The following is a 24,242-nucleotide window of genomic DNA, read 5'->3' as shown; positions in this document are numbered from 1 at the left end:
TCAGCAATTGCGCCGAATCCTTACGTAGCGTCATCTTCGGCCGGATATTACCTGTGGAAAGTGGCAAGGGGCGACCGATCATAAGTCCAGCGATGGAGAACGCGCGCCGGGTCCCGCGCCCGCTTTTCACGCCTTTCTGGACGCGGGCAACCCTTGGGAAATATACTGCCCTCGGTCGCGTTTCCTTCGCAATGCGACCATAATCAAAGCGGCACAAATAGAGCCTGCAGGCGCTGCGCCGGCAGCGGGCGAGTTGACAAGCGTCGAGGAAAAGCGGCGAATCCTGCTCGCAACGGTTGCAGCGATGAGTGAGGGCAAACGGCTATGCGCGCGACACGTATCCTGCTTGCATTGGCAATGACGGTGATGGTCTCGGCGGGCGTGGCGCGAGCCGCCGGCGAAGCGCGATCGATCGTCACGACCGAGAACGCCGACTATTTCGGCTTCGATCTCAGGACCGAGCCCAACGTCTCGCTCGACCAGTGCAAGACGACCTGTCTGACAGACGACCAATGCCGGGCCTTCACCTACAACACCAAGGCCAGGTGGTGCTTCCTGAAGTCCGACTACAACCTGCAAAAGCCCTTTAGCGGCGCCGTCGCCGGCAAGATCGTCAACCTCGAAGGCGGTGCCGACATCGGCGCGCCGCCGGCGCTCGCCTTCTTCCCGGAATGGATGGCGGCCGAGGCCCAGAGCTATCGCAGGGTGATCATCAATGCTGGTCAGCCGGAGACGGAGGGCCTGGGCTCGCTGGTGAACGCTGGCGAATCCGCCATGCTGACCGGCGACCCGCGCACGGCGATGCAGAAGTTCAGGGCGGCCCTGTCGATCACGCCGGACGATGGCGCGCTGTGGCTGAACCTTGCCGACGCCGTGCTCGCCGTGCAGGCGATCAATGACCAGGAAACCGGATCGCTGAGGAGCGACGCCACGTCGGCTGCCTTCAACGCCTATCTGCTCGTGCGCACTGCTGCCCTTCGCGCCGAAGCGCTGGCCAGGATCGCCGTCGGGCTCGACCGCCGCGACCAGTTCCGCCCGGCGCTCCAGGCCTACGAGGCGAGCCTGCTTCTCGTGAACGCCCCCGCCGTGCGCGCCGACTACGAGGATCTGAAGGCCCGCAAGGGTTTTCGCGTCGTCGAGCACACGGTCGATTCCGACAACGCCTCGCCGCGCGTCTGCGCCCAGTTCTCGGAAGAGCTGGTCAAGACCGGCGTCGACTACTCGACCTTCGTGAAGGTCGACAATCAGGCGCCCAAGGCGGTCGAAGCCAAGGGCCAGCAGATCTGCGTCGGCGGGCTGGAGCACGGCAAGCACTACAGCGTCGCCTTCCGCCCCGGCCTGCCGGCAGCGATCGGCGAGGTGATCGAGAGCCCCGTCGTGCTGTCGATCTATATCCAGGACCGCGCGGCGTCCGTGCGCTTCACGGGCAACGGCTTCGTGCTGCCGTCGACCGCGCGCCGCGGCATCCCGCTGGTCACCGTGAACATGGAAGCGGCCGACCTGAAGCTCTATCGCATCGGCGACCGCTCGCTTGCGCAGCTTCTTTCCGGCTACCAGTTCCTGAACCAGCTCGACGGCTACGACATCTCTTCGATCTCGGACCAGGTTGGCGAGCCGGTCTGGGAAGGCCAGATCGAGGTGGCGAGCGAGCTCAACAAGGAAGTCACGACCAGCTTCCCGATCGATGAGGCGCTGCCGCAGCGCAGGCCCGGCGTCTATGTCCTGATCGCGGCCCCGCTGAACGACAATCGCGACACCTGGGACCAGCGCGCCACGCAATGGTTCGTGGTGTCCGACATCGGCCTGTCCACCTATACCGGACAGGACGGCCTTACCGTCTTCGCCCGCTCGCTCGGCAGCGCCAAGCCGGTCGCCGACGCCGAACTGACCCTGCTCGCGCGCAACAATGAAGTGCTTGGGACCGCGAAGACGGATGCCGAGGGCAAGGCCGTGTTCCAGCCCGGCCTCACCCGCGGCGAAGGCGGCATGGTGCCGGCCGTGCTGACGGCCAGCCGCGGCGGCGAGGATTTCGTCTTCCTCGACATGACCAAGGCCGGCTTCGACTTGTCCGACCGTGGCGTCGAGGGCCGCGAAGCGCCTGGACAACTGGACGTCTATGCCTGGACCGAGCGCGGCATCTACCGTGTCGGCGAGGAGGTTCACGTGGCCGCACTTGCGCGCAACGCCGAGGCGACGGCGGTGGACAAGCTGCCGCTCACCTTCATCTTCACCCGCCCGGACGGCGTCGAGGAGCGCCGCGCGGTCAGCGACGGTGAGGCAGCCGGCGGCCATGCCGTCACCCTGCCGCTCTCGCCCAGCGCGATGCGCGGCACCTGGACAGTGGCGATCCACACCGACCCGAAGCAGCCGGCGGTCGCCAGCCATATGTTCCTGGTCGAGGATTTTGTCCCCGATCGCATCGAGTTCGACCTGACGGCGGACCGCACCGAGATCGCGGCGGGTGAGACCGCCAACATGACCGTCGATGGCCGCTTCCTCTACGGCGCGCCGGCAGCCGGCCTTGCGCTCGAAGGCGAAGTGACCCTCGCCACCAGCCGCGAGTGGGATGCGTTCAAGGGCTATTCCTTCGGGCTCGCCGACGAGCAGGAGGGCGACGCCACCCGCACCCCGCTGGCCGATCTCCCGCTGGTCGGCGACGACGGCAAGGCGACGTTCCCGGTCGCGATCGATGCCCTTCCCTCCACGACGCGCCTGGTCAACGCCAAGGTGACGGTGCGCATGCGGGAGACGGGCGGCCGCGCCGTCGAGCGCTCGGCCGACATCGCGATCCGCCCGCAAGGCGACATGATCGGCATTCAACCCGACTTCGAGGACGGCTCGGTCCCGCAGGGCGGCACCGCAAAGTTCAGCGTGATCGCAGTCGACAGCGCGGGCCAGCGCAAGGCGGAATCCAGCCTGCTCTGGACGCTGGTCAAGGTCGAGCGGCAGTACCAGTGGTATCGCAGCGGCAGTTCCTGGAACTACGAGCCGATTACCCTCACTGAGGCGGTCGCCAACGGATCCATCGACGCTGCAACCGACAGGGAAGCTGCGATCTCGGTTCCGGTCGACTGGGGCCGCTACCGCCTCGAGATCGAGAGCTCCGATCCCGAAGGACCGGCCACCAGCTACGAGTTCGACGCCGGCTGGTATGTCTCCGCAACCTCCACCGAAACGCCGGACGGCCTCGAAGTCGCGCTCGACAAGAACGCCTATGCGCCGGGCGAAGTCGCCAGGCTGAAGGTCTCGCCGCGCTTTGCCGGCGAGATGCTGGTGACGATCGGCGCAGAGCGGCTGCTGAAGACGATCACAGCGACGGTGCCTGCCGAAGGCACGACCATCGACATTCCGGTCGGATCGGACTGGGGCGCCGGCGCGTATGTGACGGCGACGCTCTTCCGTCCCGGCGAGGCCGAAGAGACGCGCATGCCGGCCCGCGCCATCGGGCTCAAATGGCTGCAGGTCGATCCCGGCGCACGCGAGCTCTCCGTGACGCTGAGCCCGCCGGAAAAGACCGTGCCGCGGCAGACCCTCTCGGTACCCGTCGAGGTGAAGGGTGCTACTGCAGGCGACAACGCCTATGCCATGGTCGCTGCAGTCGATGTCGGCATCCTCAACCTCACCAACTACCGGGCGCCCGACCCGGTCGACTGGTTCTTCGGCCAGCGCATGCTCGGGCTGGAGATCCGCGACGTCTACGGCCGCCTGATCGACGGTTCGCTGGGTGCGGCGGGACGCCTTCGCACCGGCGGCGACGGCGCCAACATGACCGCGCAGGGCAGCCCTCCCAAGGAGAAGCTTGTCGCCTTCTTCTCGGGCGTGGTGAAGCTCGACGCCGACGGCAAGGCGACCGTCGACTTCGATCTCCCGCAGTTCAACGGCACTGTGCGCGTCATGGCGGTGGCCTGGACGAAGGAGGCCGTGGGCAAGGCGACGGCCGACGTGATCGTACGCGACCCGATCGTGCTGACCGCCGGGCTGCCGCGTTTCCTGGCGCCGGGCGATTCCGCCACGATGCGGCTCGACATCTCCAACACCGACGCCCCGGACGGCGAATACGCGCTCTCCATCGAACCGGCAGGCGACCTTCTGGTCGGCCACGGCGAGTATCCCGCGACGGTCAATCTCGTCGGCGGCAAGCGGCAGACGATGACGATCCCGCTCACCGCCGTCGCGCCCGGGGACGCGGGCGTGACCATCCGGCTTGCCAACGCCGCGGGCGTATCGGTCGAGCAGCAGCTCTATCTGCCGATCCGGCCGGGGGCGCTCCCCGTCACCAACCGGATGGTGGTCGATCTCGGTCCGAACGGCCGCAGCCTGCGCGTCGACGGCGAGTTGCTGTCGGCGAGCGTGCTGGAAGGCGCGTCGGTGAGCCTCACCGTGTCCCCGGCAGCGGCGTTCGACGTGGCCTCGACCCTGATGACGCTCGACCGCTATCCCTATGGCTGCGCCGAGCAGACGACCAGCCGCGCGCTGCCGCTGCTCTATGTCAGCGAACTCGCCAAGCCGTTCGGCATGCCGGACGACCCGGAGTTGAAGGGCCGCGTGCAGGAGGCGATCTACCGCGTGCTCAACTACCAGTCGTCGTCGGGCAGCTTCGGCCTGTGGTCGCCAGGCTCCGGGGACCTCTGGCTGGATGCCTATGTCACCGACTTCCTGAGCCGGGCGCGCGAGCAAAACTACGACGTTCCCTCGAACGCCATGCTGCAGGCGCTGAGCAACCTGCAGAACTCGATCTCCTACGACATCGACGTACAGGACCGCGGCAGCGAGATCGCCTATGCGCTCTATGTGCTGGCGCGCAACAAGAAGGCGTCGGTCGGCGACCTGCGCTACTATGCCGACACGCAGCTCGAAGGCTTCTCGAGCCCGCTGGCGGTGGCCCAGCTCGCGGCGAGCCTCGCGCTTTACGGCGACACGCAGCGTTCGGAGCAGATGTTCGACGCGGCCCTCCAACTCGCCAGGTCTCAGCCCGAGCACGACTGGTACCGCACCGACTACGGCTCGCCGCTGCGCGACGGCGCCGCCATGCTTGCGCTGGCCGCGGAGACGAAGCCGATGCCTTCGGCCACGCAGGAACTGGTGAGACTGGTCTCGGCGGAGCGGGCGCGTGCCCGCTGGACGAGCACCCAGGACCAGGCCTGGATGGTGCTTGCCGCACGGGGGCTGGTCAGCAACACCGGCGGCATCACGCTCGATGTCGACGGCCAGCCGCATACCGGCGCCCTCTCCCGCACAGTCTCAGGCGACGAACTCGTCGTCAACCCGATCGTCGTCGCCAACAAGGGCAAGGACCCGATCCAGGCGGTGGTGACCACTGTTGCCGCGCCGAAGGAGCCCCTGCCGGCCGGCGGCGACGGTTTTAGCATCCAGCGCACCTATTACACGCTGGACGGCGAGGAGGCGAACGTCACCGAAGCGAGGCAGAACGAGCGCTACGTCGTGGTGCTCAAGGCGACCAACCAGAACAGCTGGGGCGCCCGCGTGCTGATCCAGGACCTGCTTCCGGCAGGGTTCGAGATCGACAATCCGGGGCTGGTCTCCAGCGCCGACCTGTCGAACTTCTCCTGGCTGGCGAAGACCGATGCCGCGCACCTGGAGTTCCGCGACGACCGCTTCGTCGCCGCCTTCAATCCAGACCAGGCCGGCAGCGAGATGACGCTGGCCTATGTCGTGCGCGCGGTGACGCCCGGCGTCTTCGTCCACCCTGCCGCCTACATCGAGGACATGTACCGCCCGCAGTTCTCGGCCCGCACCGCGACGGGTATGATGGAGGTGAAGGCGCAGTAGGAGGGCCTGCGTAGGATCTGCAATGCCCTATCGCCTCGAACCTGAAAGCAAGGCTGGGCCGGTGCTCTACGTTACCCCCCTCTGTCCTGCCGGACATCTCCCCCTCAAGGGGGGAGATCGGCAGCTCAAGCCGTCTCGAGCATTCGGCAACGTTGGCGGTTGGCGAAAGTCGTGTTGCAAGCGGATCTCCCCCCTTGTGGGGGAGATGTCCGGCAGAACAGAGGGGGGTGACCCGGCTCAAGCGATCCCGGCGATGCGGCGGAGAGCGTCATGACCGGTCGCAAGTGGCTCCGCCGCAGCGCTATCGCCACCGCCTCGCTCGTGGTTCTGGCCGGCGGCGCATACTTCGCGCTGGACCGGCTCGATCGCGTCTATCCGCCGCCGCTGCCGGCGGAGCTGACCGTCTCCACCGAGGTCCTGGATCGCGACGGACAGCTGCTGCGCGCCTTCGCCACTGTCGACGGCCGCTGGCGATTGAAGACAGAGGTCGATCAGGTCGACCGGGACTTCGTCAGGATGCTGGTCGCCTATGAGGACAAGCGCTTCTTCGACCATCCCGGCATCGACGTGCTGGCGCTCGGCCGCGCCGTGATGCAGTTCGTCGGCAACGGGCGCATCGTGTCGGGCGGCTCGACGCTCTCCATGCAGGTGGCGCGGCTGATCGAGCCTCGCGAAAACCGCAGTCTCGGCTCGAAGCTGCGGCAGATGTTGCGCGCCCTCCAGATCGAGCGGCGGCTGACGAAGCCCGAAATCCTGCAGCGCTACCTGACCTTGGCGCCTTATGGCGGCAATCTGGAGGGCGTGCGCGCCGCCTCGCTCTCCTATTTCGGCAAGGAGCCCAGGCGGCTCTCCGTCTCCGAGGCCGCCATGCTGGTCGCCCTGCCCCAGTTGCCCGAGCGGCGGCGGCCGGACCGCAACCCGGAAAACGCACAGGCGGCGCGCGAAAGAGTGCTCGACCGCATGGTGGGCGCAGGCGTCCTTTCGCAACGCGAGGCGCAACGTGCAGCGGTCGAGCCCATACCCTCGGCGCGCCTTGCCCTCCCCGCACTTGCGGCCCACCTGTCCGACGCCGCGCTCCGCAAGGATCCGTCGGCATTCAGCCACCGTCTCACCATCCGAAAGAGCGTGCAGGAGGGGCTGGAGGCGGTCGCCCGCAGCGCGGCACAAAAACTCGGCCCGAAACTGTCGGTCGCCATGGTGCTGGCGGATGCGCGCACCGGCGAGATCCTCGGCGAGGTCGGCTCCGCCAACTTCTTCGATTCCGCCCGCTCCGGCTGGATCGACATGACGAGGGTGCTGCGTTCGCCGGGATCGACGCTAAAGCCGTTCATCTACGGGCTGGCCTTCGAGCAGGGCCTCATTGCGCAGGAGACCATGATCGAGGACCGGCCGGCCGATTTCGGCGGCTACCGCCCGCGTAATTTCGACATGAGCTACCAGGGCGACGTGACGATACGGGAGGCGCTGCAGCTGTCGCTCAACGTGCCGGCGATCCGGCTCCTCGACGCGGTCGGTCCGACCCGGCTGATCGCCCGCTTCAGGCAGGCCGGCGTCACCCTCGACCTGCCCGACAAACAGGCGCCCGGCCTCGCAATCGGCCTCGGCGGCGCGGGCATATCGCTGCGCGACCTCGTGCAGCTCTACGCCGGCCTCGCCAATGGCGGCAAGGTGAACGTGCTGCGGGACGGCACGGAAAAGATCGCCCCGACCGGCGTTGGCGCCATCCTCGACACCAATGCCACGTGGCAGGTGGCCGACATGCTGGCCGGAGTAAAGCCGCCGGAGGGCGCGCGGCCGCGCGGGATCGCCTACAAGACCGGCACCAGCTACGGCTACCGCGACGCCTGGTCGGTCGGCTATGACGGCCGCTACGTGCTTGGCGTCTGGGTCGGCCGGGCCGACGGCGGGCCGGTTCCCGGCCTCTCGGGCTACGTCTCGGCCGCCCCCATTCTTTTCGAGGGCTTCGAGCGGTCGGGACTGGCGGCGGTTGCCCTTCCCTCTCCGCCCCCCGGCCTTGTGAAGCAGAAGCAGGGAGAACTGCCGGTGACGCTGGCGCGCTTTGCGACCGACGAGGCGGGGCTGGTGGTTTCGAAGGCGACCGAACCCGCGCCGCGCATCGTGTTCCCCCCGGACGGGGCGCGTGTCGCACTCGATGATCTTGTGTCAGGCGCCCAGCCGCTCGTGCTGAAGCTGCAGGGCGGCCGCGCGCCCTTCCGATGGCTGGCGAACGGCAAGCCGCTCGCTGATCCGATCCGCCGGCGCCAGGCGACCTGGCAACCCGATACGACCGGCTTCTCGACGCTGACCGTGATCGACGCGGCAGGCCGCGCCGCCAGCGTCAAGGTGTTCGTGGAGTGAGACGGTCCGCCTTCGCCCATTTACCCCCCACAGGAGAGGATCATGAGCAGGATCCAGGCAGTGGCGCGGTGCAGAATTCATCCCGGCAGGAGTTCAAACGGCTTTGTCGTAGGCATTCATCGAACAAGTGCCTCGCTCGACTTCGGTCGCCAAGATGGGCTCGATCAATTGATGACCGAGAACTCCAACTGGCTCCAGCGGAAGACGGCTCGATATTCGTTTCGTTGAGCCGCCGATCCGACCGGATTGCGGAACACCGCAGCGCAATTCGTCAGCCGTTCGGCCGTTGCCGTGCACAGGAAATCACCCTGCACCCAGACCGTTCCGCTGACACCGTCGGGGCCGAAGAATGCGTTGAACTTGCCGTTTGGCCAAATGGTCAGCCCGAAGTCGCTTACCGTCGGTGCAATTTCGCGGCCGGCAAGCGTGTGGCCGGTAACGAGCGACCGAACCTCCGGACCTGATAGCCGATCACCGAGCTTCGGAACGGCGCTGGAGGGGAGCGCGCTGACGCCAGCTTTGGTTAGGCCGTCGAGTAGGCGAAGCATGTCTGCCTCATCCATGTAGACAAAATATTGTTGTGCGACCAACTGACAGAGTTCGCCGCCATCCGTGGCCTCGACCAGGGCCTCCAACGTCCTCTTGACAGAACGTGCTTTGTCGGGATGCCCGAGATGCCCATAGGCGGACAGGAGCAGATGCTGGCCGAAAAACCTTGGCCACGGACTGGGCGAGTCCGGATTGATCCTTTCAAGCGCGTCAATCGCCTCCTTGAAACGCCCCTGCCCGAATTCGGCAAGGCCGGCTTGGTAGTGACGCCAGTCGGTCCAGCCAGGGTCGACCCGCATGGCTGCATCGAGGTAGGCTCGAGCTTCTCTCGGGCGACCGTTGAAGTTGAGAGCGTCGCTGAGCACCACATAGGTCCAGTCGTCGCTCGGGTTCAACGGAATCGCCCGCTGCAAGAGCTTGATCGCTTCGTCTGACTTGCGTTCCCTGACAAGCAGGTCTGCAGAGACCTGGTAATAGGTTGGAGAAGGGTATCTTGCCGCCATGCGCAACGCTTCCCCGCGCTTCTCAACGATTTCTTTCCAGCTCAAGCCGAGGGCTTTTGAACGTGCGTCGTCGGCGTTCCAATAGAGGGAAGCCAGGGCCGCGGCAGCCGCCCCAAAGGCAGGGTCCAGCGTCAGTGCCTGCTTATACAACGCTTCCGCGTCGACGATTGCATCGGGTGTGCCTCTACCCTCGAGCTCAGAGCCGCGCAGATAGGCTTCGTATGCAATCGGGTCGTTCGTGCCGCCGGCAGTGCCGGTTTTGCCTTGGCTGGACACAAGCCGCAGCTTGAGCGCACCCGCAATTCTGTCGACCACCGTATCTTGCAGGGTGAACACATCCGACCATTGACCGTCGAAACGCTCGGCCCACAGATGGCCGGCGGACTCGCCATCGATAAGTTGCGCGTTGATCCGAATATCGTCTCCAAGGCGCCGAATTGATCCTTCGAGCAGGTAGCGTACGCCAAGCTTTTTGCTGATTTCGGTGGGTTGTACCGTTCGGTCCTTGTAGGCGAATGCTGCGTTGCGGGAGACGACAAACACGCCGGGGATGCGGGCTAGCGCCGTTGTCAGGTCTTCGGAAAAGCCGTCGGCGAGGTATGCTTGTTGTTGGCTGTCGCCCATCGTGTCAAAGGGCAGAACCGCCAGAGAAGGTTGTGTCGCCCCCGCCTGTTCATAGGAAGACGGAATTAAGTGCCACTGGCGCCAGGTCAGTGCCGTCAATACGATCCCCACCATGGCAACCGCGGCCAGGGCAAGCCATGTGTATCTCCGCCGACCGTTTCTCGTCGAAGCGACGCTCCGGTTCGCCGTCGTCCGATCCGCCACATGATACACTCTGACGGGTTCGGGAATGTTCTTTACCTTCTGTTCTCCGAGCGCCGAAAGTGCGAACGGAACCTTGTCCTTGACGTGATCGTAGGCCGTACCCGAGATCGCCGTCCCGCCGGGTTCGGCTAGTGTCTGGATGCGGTCGGCAATGTTCACACCATCGCCGTGAATATCGTTACCCTCGACAATCACGTCGCCGATGTTCACGCCAATGCGAAAGTTTAGCCGCTGTTCTGGAGGAGCATGTCTATCGCGTTCGGCTTTTGCCCGTTGCACCTCTACCGCGCAGCGAAGCGCATCAACGACGCTTGGAAACTCGACGAGCAGCCCGTCGCCCATCGTCTTTACCAATCGCCCATGGAATTGAGAGATCAGAGGCTCAAAGACTTCGTTCAGATCCGAAAGGAAGCGCGCGCGGGTACCTTCCTCGTCGGCCCTGCTCAACCGGCTGTAGCCGGCAACGTCGGCGATCATCACGGCGGCAAGGCGGCGTTCCATCGCGGTCTCCGCAGTGCAGCAGCGATGCGAGCCTGGCGCGACATACTAGTCGGGCCTTGTTTATCAGTCCAGTTTGCCCGAAGCACAAGAACACCCTCAAGAAATCTGAGGTCGGGAAGTCGCTCTCAGATCGCATATGGCGGTGATCTAGCTGATCCCGACGACGTTCATTTTGCGTATGCATCGCAACACCGCCAGGTCCATGTGCCCACGGCCCAGTTCCTACGCCTTCAGCAGGCCCTTGAGCTTCACGTTGGCCGAGGCGAGGTCGGCAGGGTCAGGCTTCACGCCCCTGGCGATCAGCATCTCCGCCAGCCGGATGTCGCGCGCAACCGCATTGCCGCGTCCGATGCCGCTGGCAGCGATCAGCCGGCCGTCGTCGGCAAGGTGGAAGAGGATGAATGCACCGTCACCGAGATCGCGCCGGACAACCTCGGTGGCTCCCTCGGCGAGGCCCGCGATCTGCAGGGTGAGATCGTATTGATCCGACCAAAACCAGGGCACCACGCCGAAAGGCTCGGTGCCGCCGAGCATGCTGCGCGCGGCGTGCTCGCCCTGATCCTGCGCGTTGCGCCAGGATTCCAGCCTGACCCGGCGTCCGCCGTATATCTCCAGCGGGAACGAGCAGCAGTCCCCGGCCGCAAAAATGTTCTCGTCGCTGGTGCGCAGCAGGCCGTCGACGGCGATGCCGTTGTCGATCTCGAGCCCGGCCTCGGCGGCCAGTTGCGTTGCCGGCTGCGCGCCGATGCCGATGACGGCGAAATCGGCCTCGATGCGACGGCCGCCTTCCAGCTCGATGACGACGCCTGCCGTCTCTTCCGCAATGGAGGAGATGCCCTGCCCGCAGATCAGCTCCGCGCCGGCCTCGCCATGCCGGTCGACGATGACGGCCGCGAGAGCTTCCGGCACGCCGCGCATCAGGACGCGCGGCTGCGCCTCGATGATCACGGCCTCCGCCCCGCGGGCGCGGGCGCTTGCGGCAAGTTCCAAACCGATGAAGCCGCCGCCGACGATGGCGACGCGTACGCCAGGACCGAGCAGGCCGCGGATGCGGACCGCGTCATCAAAGGTGCGCAGCGTGAGACAGCGCTCTCCGGCCGCCTCGGCCATGGGCAGGCGGCGCGCCATGGCCCCGGTTGCCAGCAGCAGCTTGTCGTAGGCGATTGCCGAGCCGTCGGAAAGGCGCAGCACCTGCGCCTCGCGGTCGATGGCGATGGCATGGCGAGCGGTCAGAAGGTCGATGCGCTGCTCCGCAAAACGTTCGGCAAGCGCCACATGCTTCGGCTGCGGCTCGTCCTCGTCGGTGATGGCGTCCTTGGAGAGCGGCGGGCGCTCATAGGGCGCATGGCTTTCCGCCCCGAGCAGAGTGACCGGCCCCACATAGCCGTGCTCGCGCAAGGCAAGTGCTGCACGGGCGCCGCACTCTCCCGCCCCGACGATGACCATTCCCGCACCCATGCGCACTCCCAATCCGAATGGCTGACTTCCGGCAGGAACGCCCTGTGGAAGCGAGAGACCGATGCGGACCGGCACGCATGTGGAACAAGCGTTCGCTGCCGCGTCCGGAAGGTATCCCGCAGGCGCGGGTTTACTTCAAGGGAACACGCGGGGAGGCGCAGGGGCAATCGCATATGGCCTCTTGCCCCCGGCCCGCTACGCGGCTCGGGGCCGCGCGGCTTTCGCCGCTTGCCCCCACACCTTCAAACAGGAGTGCGTCTCGCCGCGCCGCTACCTCGTGGTTCCGCCCCGGTTCCAGCCGCGGCCGCGGTCGCCGACGAGTTCGGCCCTGCCCTCGTGGATCGCCACGGTATCCTCGATCTTGATGAAGCCGCGCGACGGATGGAGCATCGTGGTCTCGACCGAAATGACCATGCCGGCCTCGAGGCGGCGCGCCGCATCCACGCCTTCATAGGCAACCGGATGGTTGGTCATCAGGAAGGGCGCCTCGTGGGTGATCAGGCCCATGCCGTGGGTGAAGAAGTCGGTGAACGGGGCGATGTGCGTCTTCTTGCGCAGCGCGTCCTCGCCGCCGGCGACGACATCGCCGCCCAGGTTTCCGGCTTTCGCCCGCGATATCGCCGCCTCCTGCACCTCGAGGATGTCGGCCATCAGGTCTTCGAGTTCGGCGTCCGGCTCGCCCAGGATGCCCATGCGGCAGAGATCGCCGATGTAGCCCTTGTAGTTGCCGCCCGAGTCGAGCGACATCACCTCGCCCTTCTTCCATGCCTGCGCAGACACTGCCCTGTTGAAGTTGGAGCCCAGCGTAATCAGGCAGTACTCGAACTGCAGGCCACGGTTGGTTTCCTCGCGGCGAAGCGCCTCGACGATGTCCTCCTTGGTCGAGCCCTCCTCGGATGCCGCGAAGACGGCCAGCATCGAGTCCGTGATGCGCTCGGAGGCCTGGCGCATGACGTTCAGTTCCTCCGGCGTCTTGATCGCGCGGATGCGCTCGAACGCACCGGTGGCGTCGACAAGATGCGTATAGCCCAGCGACGCCGCCAGCACCGCATGCGCGTCGGACGGCAGGAAGGCGGGCTCGATGCCGATCCGCGCGTTTCCGAGATTGAGGCTCTTCAGGTGCTTCGCCGCCTGCTCGGCCGCGTCCACGCTGCCCCAGCAATTGGCGTGCAAGGTGGGTGTCCAGAACGGGTGCACCGCGTTCTCGGCGCCCTCCATCTTGTTGGCGACGTAAGCCGCCTGCTCCGGCTTGCCCTTCCGGTAGATGACCACCGGCAGGTAGCGGCTGTGGCCGATCGCATCCATAGCCGAGAAGAAGATGAACTTGTAGCCGCCCAGCATGTACTGGACGTTGTGCTTCGATGTCGCCACGAGCACGTCTAGCCCATGCTCCTCCATGATGCGGTCGACGCGATGCTGGTCGAACGGAATGCCGGCTGTCTTGCCGGCGCTGGCCTGGGTGTGCACGCGCTCCTCCACGTCACTGGCTCAAAGATGCAATCTGGTCCTACCAAATCGCATCTGATGCGTACAGCGTGATTGCTACTGGCCTGCCGACGCAATGGGCCAGCAGGGCTTTTTCGCGCGGCTGGACAGAACATTTCCCTTGCCATGTCTTCGGCCATACAGATGATCGGGACCAAACTCGGAGCAACGCATGCAAGCAATCTTTGACGGCCACAACGATGTCCTGCTGCGACTGTGGCGCAATGTCCAGGCGGGCGGCGATCCGATCGCCGAGATGGTCAACGGCACGACGTCCGGACACATCGACCTTCCCCGCGCCAAGGCCGGCGGCCTGGCCGGCGGTCTCTGCGCCATCTACATTCCCAATTCGAAGCCTCTCACGCTCAATCCGCCCAACACCCGGGGCCAGTACGCCAACCCGCTGTCACCCCCGCTCGAACGTCAACCGTCCCTCGACATCGCGGTCGCCAAGGCAGCGATCGCGCTGAAGCTGGATCGTGCGGGAGTCTGGAAACTCTGCCGCACCACGGCCGACATCCGCGAGGCGATGGACAAGGGCGTGTTCGCGGCAGTGCTCCACATGGAAGGCTGCGAGCCGATCGGCGCGGATCTGGCGGCGCTGGAACTGTTCTACGGAGCCGGCCTGCGCAGCCTCGGGCCCGTGTGGAGCCGCAACAACATTTTTGGGCACGGCGTGCCTTTCGCCTATCCGTCGGGACCGGACACGGGACCGGGCCTGACGGAGGCGGGCAAGGCGCTGGTGAAGGAATGCAACCGCCTCGGCATCCTCATCGACCTGTCTCATATCACCGAGAAGGGTTTTTGGGACGTCGTGAAGCTGAGCGAGCACCCGCCGATCGCCAGCCATTCCAACGCGCACGCCCTGACGCCCGTCGCACGGAACCTGACCGACAAGCAGCTCGACGCCATCGGCGAACGCAAGGGCCTCGTCGGGCTGAACTTCGCTGTCACCATGCTCCGCTCCGACGGCCGCGAAGTCGGCGAGACGCCACTCGACGACATGGTGCGCCATATCGACCACCTGGTGAAGCGCGCCGGGATTGATTGCGTCGCGATCGGCTCGGACTTCGACGGCGCCATGGTGCCGAAGGAAATCGGCAACGCCTCGGGCCTCCAAAACCTCGTTGCCGCCCTGAAAAACGCCGGATATGGTGACCAAGAACTGGCGAAGATCTGCCGGGAGAATTGGCTCCGCGTCCTGGGGGAAGCGTGGGGCGAAAAATAGATCCGCCAAGAAAAAAACCACAACATTTACAATAGGGAACGAGTGAAATGCTGATGGAGAAGATCACGTCCCGTTCGCGCGTCTGGCTTGCCGGCGCCGCATTCTCTGCACTGCTTGTCGCCGCGCCTGCCCTGGCTGAAACGCCGGCCGACACGCTGATCGAAGCCTTTGCGATCGACGACATCATCACCATGGACCCCGGCGAGGCTTTCGAGCTGTCGACGGCCGAGGTCACCAGCAACACCTATGATCTGCTCGTGAGGCTGGACCTCAACGACACGTCGAAGGTCAAAGGCGACCTGGCCGAGAGCTGGACCGTCTCCGACGACGGCCTCACCTATACCTTCAAGCTGAAGCCCGGCCTGAAATTCGCCTCGGGCAACCCTCTCACCGCGGCTGACGTCGCCTGGTCGTTCGAGCGCGCCGTAAAACTCAACAAGAGTCCGGCCTTCATCATCCAGCAGTTCGGCCTGACCGGCGACAACGTGGCCGAGAAGGCCAAGGCGGCCGACGACACGACCTTCGTGTTCACCGTCGACAGGGCCTATGCGCCGAGCTTCGTGCTCAACTGCCTGACCGCGACGGTCGCTTCGGTGGTCGACAGCAAGCTGGTCAAGGAACACGTCGCTGCGGTGACGCCGAGCGATGACTACAAGTTCGACAACGACTTCGGCAACGATTGGCTGAAGACCAACTTTGCCGGCTCCGGCGCCTTCAAGCTGCGCGAATGGCGCGCCAACGAGGTCGTGGTCATGGAGCGCAACGACAATTACCATGGCGAGAAGGCGCCGCTTGCCCGCGTCATCTACCGCCACGTCAAGGAAAGCGCCACGCAGCGCCTGATGTTGGAGAAGGGAGACGTCGACGTCGCCCGCAACCTCGAGCCCGGCGATCTGGAAGCCGTCTCGCAGAATGCCGATCTGGCGACCACCAGCGCCGCCAAGGGCACGGTCTATTACATCAGCCTTAACCAGAAGAACGAGACGCTGGCCAAGCCCGAGGTGCGTGAGGCCTTCAAGTGGCTCGTCGACTATGACGCCATCGGCGCGACCCTGATCAAGGGCGTCGGCGAGATCCACCAGACCTTCCTGCCCGATGGCGTGCTCGGCGCGCTGGACGAGAACCCCTACAAGCTCGACGTCGCGAAGGCGAAGGAACTGCTGGAAAAGGCCGGCCTGAAGGACGGCTTCAACGTCACCATGGACGTGCGCTCGACGCAGCCGGTCACCGGCGTGGCCGAATCCATCCAGCAGACCGCGGGCCAGGCAGGCATCAAGGTCGAGATCATCCCGGGCGACGGCAAGCAGACTCTCACCAAGTACCGCGCCCGCAATCACGACATCTATATCGGCCAGTGGGGCCAGGATTATTTCGATCCGAATTCCAATGCGGAGACGTTCACGTCCAATCCGAACAACGCCGACGACTCGCCGAACAAGACGCTTGCCTGGCGCAACGCCTGGGACGTGCCGGAGCTGACCGAAAAGACCAAGGCCGCCCTGCTCGAACGCGACAACGACAAGCGTGCGGCGATGTACCAGGAGCTGCAGAAAACGGTTCTGGCCGAAAGCCCGTTCGTCATCATCTGGCAGCAGACGGAAGTCGCCGGCTACCGGAAGAACGTGCAGAACTACAAGCTGGGACTGAGCTTCGACACGAACTTCGTCGGCACCGTCAGCAAGAACTGACGCTTGGCTGACCACGGGTTCGGAGGCAGGAACCGTTGACCATCACTGAAACGCGACTGGAAGCGCGGCGTCCGCGCCGTGCTTCCAGGCTTGCGTGGTCGCTGCTGCGCTTCGCCGGAATTGTCGTCGTCACCTATTTCGGCCTGCTGGCGGTCACGTTCTTCATCGGACGGGTAATCCCGATCGACCCGGTGCTGGCCATCGTCGGCGACCGCGCTCCCGCCAGCGTGGTCGCGCAGGCGCGCAAGGAATACGGGCTCGACCTGCCGATCTACCAGCAGTTCATCCTCTACGTGCAGAATGCGCTCACAGGCAACTTCGGCCGTTCGGTGCTCTCGACCAACCCGGTCATGACCGACATTGCCCGCGTGTTTCCGGCGACGATCGAACTGGCCACGCTCGGCACGATCATCGGCGCAGTGCTCGGCGTGCCCCTCGGCGTGCTGGCCGCCGTCAAGCGGGGCAGCATCGCCGACCAGGTCGTCAGGGTGATCGGCCTTGTCGGCTATTCCGTCCCGATCTTCTGGCTGGGCCTCATCGCCCTGCTGGTGTTCTATGCGCGCCTCGGTTGGACGGAAGGGCCGGGCCGCATCGGCGTTGCCTACGAGTTCACGTTCACCCCGATCACGGGCTTCTACCTCTTGGACGCGGTGATCCAGCGGGATTGGGGGGCGTTCCGCGATATCTTTGCGCATATCATCCTGCCGGCCTCGCTGCTGGGCTACTTCTCGCTCGCCTATATCAGCCGCATGACACGCTCCTTCATGCTGAACGAGCTGGCGCAGGAGTATGTCGTCGCGGCCCGCGCCAAGGGCCTGTCCGAAAGCCGCGTCATCTGGGGCCACGCGCTGCGCAACGCCGCGGTGCCGCTGGTCACCGTCATCGCCCTCTCCTACGCGGGATTGCTCGAAGGCTCGGTGCTGACCGAGACCGTCTTCGCCTGGCCCGGGCTCGGCCTCTACATCACCAACTCGCTGCAGAACGCCGACATGAACGCGGTGCTTGGCGGCACCATCATCATCGGCTCGGTCTTCATCGGCATCAACCTGTTGTCCGACCTGCTCTACCGGCTGCTCGATCCGAGGACGCGCGAGCGATGAGCGCAGCAGAACTATCCCGTCGCGAATGGCTGCTCAGCGAGCGGCCGCAGTCTCGCACGCAGGCGAGGCTTGGCCGCGCCTACGTCACATGGCGGCGCTTTTCGGGCAACCGGCTGGCGCTGGTGGGTCTCGGCATTATCGTCGCGCTGATCCTCGTCGCCATCTTCGCAGATGTGATCGCCCCCTATTCGCCGACGATAGGCGACCTGAAGAACGCGCGCCTGCTGCCCCCCAGTTCCACGCACTGGTTCGGCACCGACGACCTCGGCCGGGATATCTTCTCGCGCATCGTCTACGGTTCGCGCCTCACGCTGTTCATCGTCATCCTTGTCGCCGTCATCGCAGCGCCGATCGGCCTGCTGGTCGGCACCGTCGCCGGATACGCCGGCGGCTGGGTCGATGCGGTGCTGATGCGGATCACCGACATCTTCCTCGCCTTCCCCAAGCTGATCCTTGCGCTCGCCTTTGTCGCCGCACTGGGGCCGGGCATCGAGAACGCCGTGATCGCCATCGCGATCACCTCCTGGCCCCCCTACGCCCGCATCGCGCGGGCCGAGACGCTGACGGTGCGCAACTCCGATTTCATCGCCGCCGTGCGCCTGATGGGCGCCTCGCCGACGCGCATTGTGATGCGCCACATCATGCCGCTCTGCGTATCGTCGCTGATCGTGCGGGTGACGCTCGACATGGCCGGCATCATCCTCACGGCCGCGGGCCTCGGCTTCCTCGGTCTCGGCGCCCAGCCGCCGCTGCCCGAATGGGGCGCCATGATCGCGTCTGGCCGCCGCTTCATCCTCGACCAGTGGTGGGTGGCCGGCATGCCCGGCATCGCCATCCTGATCGTCAGCCTCGGCTTCAATCTCCTCGGCGACGGCCTGCGCGACGCCCTCGACCCGCGGGATTCGACGCAATGACGGCCTCGACTGCGATGGAAAACCTCGCCCGCCTCCATCGGCGGGGACTCGCATGACCCTGCTCGACGTCGAAAATCTGCGCGTCTCCTTCCCCACCCGCACCGGCGTGATCGACGCCGTGCGCGGCATCTCCTTCCAGCTTGGCAAGGAGCGGCTGGGCATTGTGGGGGAGTCCGGTTCCGGAAAATCGCAGACCGGCCGCGCCATCATGGGCCTCACGCCGCCGCATGCGACGGTCGCAGCAGACAGGCTCGAGTTCGACGGCATCGACCTTTTGTCGGCGTCACCGGCCGTGCGCCGCGACCTGCGCGGCAACCGCATCTCGATGATCCTCCAGGACCCGAAATACTCGCTCGACCCGGTGATGACGATCGGCCGCCAGATCGTCGAGACCCTCCGTACCCATGAGAAGATCGGCAAGGCCGAGGCGCGCGACCGGGCGCTGGCCATGCTGGAGGCCGTGCAGATACGCGACCCGAAGCGCGTCTATGACCTATATCCGCACGAAGTGTCGGGCGGCATGGGCCAGCGCGCCATGATCGCCATGATGCTGATCGCCGACCCGGACCTGCTGATCGCCGACGAGCCGACATCGGCGCTCGACGTCACCGTGCAGCTCGACGTCCTCGCAATCCTCGACCGTCTGGTGTCCGAGCGCGGCATGGGTCTGATCTTCATCTCGCACGATCTCAGGCTGATCTCCTCCTTCTGCGACCGTGTCATCGTCATGTATGCCGGCAGGATCGTCGAGCAGCTGGCGGCGAGCGACCTGCCGAACGCGGAGCATCCCTACACGCGCGGCCTTCTCGACTGCATGCCGAATATCGGCGCGCAGCGACACCCGCTGCCGGTCCTCGATCGCAAGCCGGAATGGGCTGCATGACGCCGGCGCTGTCCATCCGCGGCCTCGAGGTCGTGTACGACCACTTCCACGCGCTCAAAGGCGTGAACCTCGACGTGATGGCGGGCGAATCCTTCGGGCTGGTCGGTGAGAGCGGATCGGGAAAATCGACGCTGCTGCGCGCCGTAGCCGGCCTCGCGCCCATCGCGTCAGGCGAGATCTCCGTCAATGGCCGCGCCCTGAAAGGCAACCGCGACAAGGACTTCTACCGTCAGGTTCAGATGGTTTTCCAGGATCCGTACGGATCCCTCCACCCTCGCCACACTGTCGATCGGCTCCTGCTCGAACCACTCGCGATCCACGGCTTCTCGGACACGGAATCCAGGATAGTGCGGGCGCTGGAAGAGGTGGGTCTCGGCGCCGGCTTCCGCTTCCGTTACGCGCATCAGCTGTCGGGCGGCCAGCGCCAGCGCGTCGCCATCGCCCGCGCGCTGATCCTTGAGCCGTCGGTCCTCCTGCTCGACGAGCCGACCTCGGCGCTGGATGCGTCCGTACAGGCGGAAGTGCTGAACCTGCTGGAACAGATACGCCGCGACCGCAAGCTGACGTTCGTCTTCGTCAGCCACGACCTCGCCGTGATCGCCCACATGTGCGAGCGGCTGATGGTCATGCAGAACGGCGAGGAGGTCGAGCGGCTGACGTCGGCAGAGCTTGCGGAGCGCCGGGCGGCGAAGCCCTATACGCAGAACCTCCTGCGGGCCAGCGTCGGGTTCAGCCGCGAGGCGTGAGGTGCCTCAGTCTGGAAGCAGCACAGCCGCGTAGCTGATCGCCATCTCCCACAGACTTCATCTGCCCTCGAACGGCGGCCTCACTTCGCCCGGCTGACGACGATCACCCCGCCGAGCGCCAGCGCGCCGCCGATCAGGCCGAGGGTTCCCGGAACCTCGCCTAGCCACAGGAAGCCGATCAGCGTGGCGACAGGCGGGATGCAGTAGAGATAGTTGCTGGCGCGGGCGGCAGGCAGGCGCGACAGCGCGATCGCCCATGCGCCATAAGCGACGAGGCTCGAAACCAGGCCGAGGAAGAGCATCGCGAAGATGCCTTGCGCGTCCGCCGCGGACAGCTGGTCGAGGGCGCCGGGCAGCAAGGGCGTCATGAACACGGTCCCGATGATCATGTTCCAGGCCGACACCACCAGCGGCTTGTGCGTCCTGAACAGGGGCTTCTGGACGATGGTGGCGGTTGCCGTGCAGACGGCCGCGCCGAGGATCAGCAGCGCGCCCTGGTTGAGCGCGAGTCCTTCCCCCTCGCCCAGCGCGATCAGGCCGATGCCCGCGAACGAGATCAGCGTGCCCGCCCAGGCCATCATCCGGAAGCGCTCGCCAAGCACGAACACGGCAAGGATGGCGGTCAGGATCGGGCTGACATTGATGATGAAGCTCGCCGCGCCGGCCGATACCGTCAGCTCGCCGAAATTGAGCAGAATGGTATAGAGCGCGACGAAGACGATGCCGCCGAACATGAAGCGCCAGGTTTCCGCGAGCTTCGGCAGGCCCGGCCTCAGAATGGCCAGGAACAGCGCCGCCGGAAGCGCCGCGACGAGGAAGCGCAGCGCTCCAAGCTCGGCTGGTCCGAACTGGCCAAGCCCCACGCGAATGGCCGGAAAGGCTGACGCCCAGCCGAAAATGGTGACGCCGACCGCGGCCATCGCGACCAGATCGACCGACCGCTCAGAAACAGGCGAAACTGACTGCACGGCGCTCATGACCTCTTCTCCGGCTTGATTGCACCCATCTCATCCCGGGCTGAGCTGATTGACAAACGACGAATTCAAGCATCTGCTGTGAGCATGGATCACAGCTCGCGCCCCATACCGCCTCTCGAGACGCTGCGGGCGTTCGAGGCGGCAGCCCGCACCGGCAGTTTCTCGGCCGCCGCGGAAGGGCTCAACCTCACCCACGGCGCTATCAGCCGCCAGATCGCCAAGCTGGAGGATTGGCTGGGCTTCAAGGTGTTCGACCGCGGCGCGCGCGGCGTGGCGCTGACCATTGAAGGCAATCGCCTGTACATACGCACGGCGGAAGCCTTTGCGCTGATCGCCGACAACACGGATCGCTGGACGGAGCCGCGCGGCGGCGCCGTCGTTCGGCTGGCGACCATCCCCTCGCTCTGCGGGCTGTGGCTCATCCCGCGCCTCAAGAAGCTGGAATTGGGCGAAACGCCGCTGCGCATCGTGCTGGAGGTGGACATCCGGCAGGTCGACCTCGACGAGGAAGGCGTCGACCTGTCGATGCGCTGCGGGCGCGGCCCCATCGCGGGCCGGGTATCGGCAAAACTCTTCGAGGAGCATTGCTTTCCGATCGCCTCGCCGGCGATCGCGGAAGCGATCGGGTCGGGCGGCCCCGACGCGATCCTGAACTATCCGCTGATCCACGATTCCGACGCCTCTGGATGGCGCGCGTGGCTCGGCGACTTCGGCATGGACTACCACCCGCGCGCCCATGATCGACGGTTCGAGGACTACAACCTGGTGCTCGATGCGGCCGCCCACGGCCTCGGGGTGGCGCTTGCGCGCCCGCCGCTGACCACAGCGCAGCTCGCGTCCGGGCGGCTGGTGCCGGTCGACGCCCGCACCGTGCTCAATCCGGTCGCCTACTGGATCGACCGTCCTGTCGGACGCCCGCGCCCGGCGGCGGCAGAGCTCGCCCGTCGCATCGCCAAGGAAGCGGCTCTCGCCCCGGAGAAGCTCGAGGCATTTCTCAGGGACGAGCGATAAGCGGCGGAAACGACTCTGCATTCGCCGGCGGACAGGGTCAGAAGAACAGGAACCCCGAGATGACGAAGGTCGGAATGAGGATCGCACCCGACCACAGCATGTAGCCGAAGAAACTTGGCATCCTGACGCCGCGCTCGCGTGCGATCGCATAGACCATGAAGTTCGGCGCGTTGCCGATATAGGTGTTGGCGCCCATGAAGACCGCACCGGCCGAGATGGCGGCGAGCGTCGTGGCGTACGTCGTCATCAGTTGCTGCGGATCGCCGCCCGCCAGCTCGAAGAAGACGAGATAAGTCGGCGCGTTGTCGAGGAACGACGACAGGATGCCGGTCATCCAGAAATAGGCGAGATCGTTCGGCGCACCGTCCGGCCCGGTGACCATCGCGACGAGCGGCGCAAGAGCCCCGCTCATGCCGGCCTTGAGGATCGCGATCACGGGGATGATGCAGATGAAGATCGCTGCGAACAGTTTTGCGACTTCGAGGATCGGGCCCCAGTTGAAGCCGTTGGCGCGCCGGTATTCCTTCTTGGTGATGACCAGCGAGACGCCGGCCAGGACGAGGATGATGAGGTCGCGCAGAATGTTCTGCAGCTCAACCTCGACACCGTGGACCATGAAACTGACGCCGGGATCCCAGGCGGCCGACATCAGGATAGCGGCGATGACGCCGAAAAGCAGCGGGATGTTCCCGACCCCGCGGATCCGCACCTTCGAATCCGGCGTCGGATCCTTCATCTTCGGCATGCCTTCCTCGCGGCGGTGCAGGATGTAGTCGATGACCAGGAACGCCGCGAGCACGATCGCCCCTACGAAGAGCGTGTCGGGCCACAGATGCGATGTCGTCCAGAAGAAATCGACGCCGCGCAGGAAACCGACGAAGAGCGGCGGATCGCCGAGCGGCGTCAGCGAGCCGCCGATGTTCGACACCAGGAAGATGAAGAACACGATCACATGCGCGTTGAACGGCCGGTTGTCGTTGGCGCGGATGATCGGCCGGATGAGGATCATCGACGCGCCGGTCGTCCCGACAACCGAGGCGAGCACCGCGCCGATCACCAGGATCAGCGCATTCGTCCCGGGCGTGCCGTGAATGTTGCCTGCGACCAGAATTCCGCCGGCAATAGTGAAGAGCCCGAAGAGCAGGATGATGAAGGACAGATATTCAAGCAGGATGGTGTGCAGCACCGCCGTCAGCATGGCGGAAAAACCGAACGCCACGGCCATCGGGATCACAACCGTCAGCGCCCAGAACAGGGCGATCTTGCCGTAGTGATGCTCCCAGAAGTGATGGTAGAGCAACGGTCCCGTGGCGATGCACAGCAGAATGCCCGCAAAAGGCAGGGCCCAAGCGAGGGACATGGTTTCGCCCTGCAACTCCGCGGCCAGCGCCGGCAGCGGTAGTCCGGCCAGCGCCATCGCCAGGCCGAATGTGAGGGCGATGTGCTGTGTTATGTTCCGAAACGTCAAAGCTGTCTTTCCCCTCGATGGCCGGCCAACCTATTCAGCGTTGTCGAGCGCGTCAAAGCGGGAGGCGAGAAATGTGTGGAAACCGAGGCAGCTAGCCGCGCGCGAAGCGATTGAGCATGGCCGCCACGGCGAGCTCGCGCTCGTCAGCGGTCAGCACGTCGATCTCGAACAGCTTCATGCTGCGCATGCCTTCGAGCGCCAGATAGATCACCAGCACGGATTCGACGTCCGCGGCGTTTGCCTTCAGGCGATCGAGAAGCCGCCGCTTGAACGCCGCTATCGGCTTCAGGAAATCCGGATCCTCGGCGATCGCGGCAAGCACGCCGGCCCCGCCCGGCTTTGTCTCCTCGCACTCGATGGCGGATAGCCTGACATAGGCCGTCAGCACATCGACATTGGCTTGGGGATCCTCAGTCGCCGCGTTCAGTTCGGCCTCGAACTCCGCGAGAAATGTATCGACGAGCGCCCGCATGAGCGCCGCTTTCGTCGGAAAATTGTAGAGCAGTCCGCCCTTGGACACGCCTGCGCGCGCGGCGATGGCGTCAAGGGACAGTTTCCCGGCGCCGGCCTCGCGCGCTACCTCGGCGGCGGCGGCCAGGATCCTGTCTCTTGAGCTTCCCTTCGGTTGCGACACGTGTCCCTCCAAGCTTGCTGGCAGCATATGTCCAATTGACATTACCGTCCAGACGGTACAGTAGCTCTCCCAAAATCGTTGACGTTGCGTGGTCCCTTCCCCAAGTGGTCCTGCAACACCC

The 24,242-nt window shown here is 65.5% G+C and carries 15 protein-coding genes; 9 read left to right on the top strand and 6 right to left on the bottom strand.

The window, feature by feature from the left end; genetic code table 11:
• The first annotated feature begins 324 nt into the window (after nucleotides 1-324).
• Together PD284_RS11160 and pbpC are read left to right on the top strand one after the other, a co-directional pair.
• On the top strand, nucleotides 325-5,790 hold the full coding sequence (locus tag PD284_RS11160) for an alpha-2-macroglobulin family protein (protein WP_274628270.1): 5,466 nt from the start codon (nucleotides 325-327) through the stop codon (nucleotides 5,788-5,790).
• 270 nt (nucleotides 5,791-6,060) lie between these two features.
• Nucleotides 6,061-8,148 carry a penicillin-binding protein 1C gene (pbpC, locus tag PD284_RS11155; RefSeq protein ID WP_274628269.1) on the top strand — a complete coding sequence of 696 codons (2,088 nt, stop codon included), beginning with the start codon at nucleotides 6,061-6,063 and terminating at the stop codon, nucleotides 8,146-8,148.
• A 164-nt stretch (nucleotides 8,149-8,312) separates the two neighbouring features.
• On the opposite strand, the gene PD284_RS11150 is transcribed toward pbpC, so the two are convergent.
• From PD284_RS11150 to PD284_RS11140, 3 genes are all read right to left on the bottom strand, one after another.
• Nucleotides 8,313-10,529, bottom strand: coding sequence for an adenylate/guanylate cyclase domain-containing protein (locus PD284_RS11150; protein ID WP_274628268.1), 2,217 nt, complete (start codon nucleotides 10,527-10,529; stop codon nucleotides 8,313-8,315).
• A gap of 222 nt (nucleotides 10,530-10,751) precedes the next feature.
• Nucleotides 10,752-11,987, bottom strand: a complete 1,236-nt coding sequence (locus PD284_RS11145) for an NAD(P)/FAD-dependent oxidoreductase (protein ID WP_274628267.1) — start codon at nucleotides 11,985-11,987, stop codon at nucleotides 10,752-10,754.
• A 270-nt stretch (nucleotides 11,988-12,257) separates the two neighbouring features.
• Nucleotides 12,258-13,454 carry a M24 family metallopeptidase gene (locus PD284_RS11140; protein ID WP_274628266.1) on the bottom strand — a complete coding sequence of 399 codons (1,197 nt, stop codon included), beginning with the start codon at nucleotides 13,452-13,454 and terminating at the stop codon, nucleotides 12,258-12,260.
• A gap of 190 nt (nucleotides 13,455-13,644) precedes the next feature.
• On the opposite strand from PD284_RS11140, the gene PD284_RS11135 reads away from it, so the two are divergent.
• Genes PD284_RS11135 through PD284_RS11110 form a run of 6 tightly spaced genes read left to right on the top strand, consistent with a single transcriptional unit; the run spans nucleotide 13,645 to nucleotide 20,031 of the window.
• The gene (locus tag PD284_RS11135; protein ID WP_274628265.1) at nucleotides 13,645-14,700 is read left to right on the top strand and encodes a dipeptidase; all 1,056 of its coding nucleotides are present in this window, start codon (nucleotides 13,645-13,647) and stop codon (nucleotides 14,698-14,700) included.
• 47 nt (nucleotides 14,701-14,747) lie between these two features.
• Entirely contained in the window at nucleotides 14,748-16,388 is a 1,641-nt protein-coding gene (locus tag PD284_RS11130) for an ABC transporter substrate-binding protein (protein WP_274628264.1), read from the top strand.
• Between the two features lie 35 nt (nucleotides 16,389-16,423).
• On the top strand, nucleotides 16,424-17,488 hold the full coding sequence (locus PD284_RS11125; RefSeq protein WP_411956194.1) for an ABC transporter permease: 1,065 nt from the start codon (nucleotides 16,424-16,426) through the stop codon (nucleotides 17,486-17,488).
• Nucleotides 17,485-18,402 carry a nickel transporter permease gene (gene nikC, locus PD284_RS11120; protein WP_274628263.1) on the top strand — a complete coding sequence of 306 codons (918 nt, stop codon included), beginning with the start codon at nucleotides 17,485-17,487 and terminating at the stop codon, nucleotides 18,400-18,402. The genes PD284_RS11125 and nikC overlap by 4 nt, the downstream gene beginning before the upstream one ends.
• 52 nt (nucleotides 18,403-18,454) lie before the next feature.
• Nucleotides 18,455-19,285 (top strand): ABC transporter ATP-binding protein, encoded by an 831-nt coding sequence (locus PD284_RS11115; RefSeq protein ID WP_274628262.1) that lies wholly within the window; start codon nucleotides 18,455-18,457, stop codon nucleotides 19,283-19,285.
• Nucleotides 19,282-20,031: an ABC transporter ATP-binding protein gene (locus PD284_RS11110; RefSeq protein WP_274628261.1), complete on the top strand. Its 750-nt coding sequence runs from the start codon at nucleotides 19,282-19,284 to the stop codon at nucleotides 20,029-20,031. Before PD284_RS11115 ends, PD284_RS11110 begins: the two co-directional genes overlap by 4 nt.
• 80 nt (nucleotides 20,032-20,111) lie before the next feature.
• Here the strand turns inward: PD284_RS11110 and PD284_RS11105 are convergent, their stop codons facing one another.
• Nucleotides 20,112-21,008, bottom strand: coding sequence for a DMT family transporter (locus PD284_RS11105; protein ID WP_274628260.1), 897 nt, complete (start codon nucleotides 21,006-21,008; stop codon nucleotides 20,112-20,114).
• An 84-nt stretch (nucleotides 21,009-21,092) separates the two neighbouring features.
• On the opposite strand from PD284_RS11105, the gene PD284_RS11100 reads away from it, so the two are divergent.
• A complete protein-coding gene (locus tag PD284_RS11100; protein WP_274628259.1) occupies nucleotides 21,093-22,019 on the top strand; it encodes a LysR family transcriptional regulator in 927 nt (308 codons plus the stop codon).
• A 37-nt stretch (nucleotides 22,020-22,056) separates the two neighbouring features.
• Here the strand turns inward: PD284_RS11100 and PD284_RS11095 are convergent, their stop codons facing one another.
• Together PD284_RS11095 and PD284_RS11090 are read right to left on the bottom strand one after the other, a co-directional pair.
• Nucleotides 22,057-23,436, bottom strand: a complete 1,380-nt coding sequence (locus PD284_RS11095; protein WP_274630604.1) for a sodium:proton antiporter — start codon at nucleotides 23,434-23,436, stop codon at nucleotides 22,057-22,059.
• A 142-nt stretch (nucleotides 23,437-23,578) separates the two neighbouring features.
• The gene (locus PD284_RS11090; protein WP_274628258.1) at nucleotides 23,579-24,121 is read right to left on the bottom strand and encodes a TetR/AcrR family transcriptional regulator; all 543 of its coding nucleotides are present in this window, start codon (nucleotides 24,119-24,121) and stop codon (nucleotides 23,579-23,581) included.
• Between the last annotated feature and the right edge of the window lie 121 nt (nucleotides 24,122-24,242).

The organism is Mesorhizobium shangrilense (assembly GCF_028826155.1).
Taxonomy (GTDB): Bacteria; Pseudomonadota; Alphaproteobacteria; order Rhizobiales; family Rhizobiaceae; genus Arvimicrobium; species Arvimicrobium flavum.
This window is presented reverse-complemented; position numbering and strand designations above follow the sequence as displayed.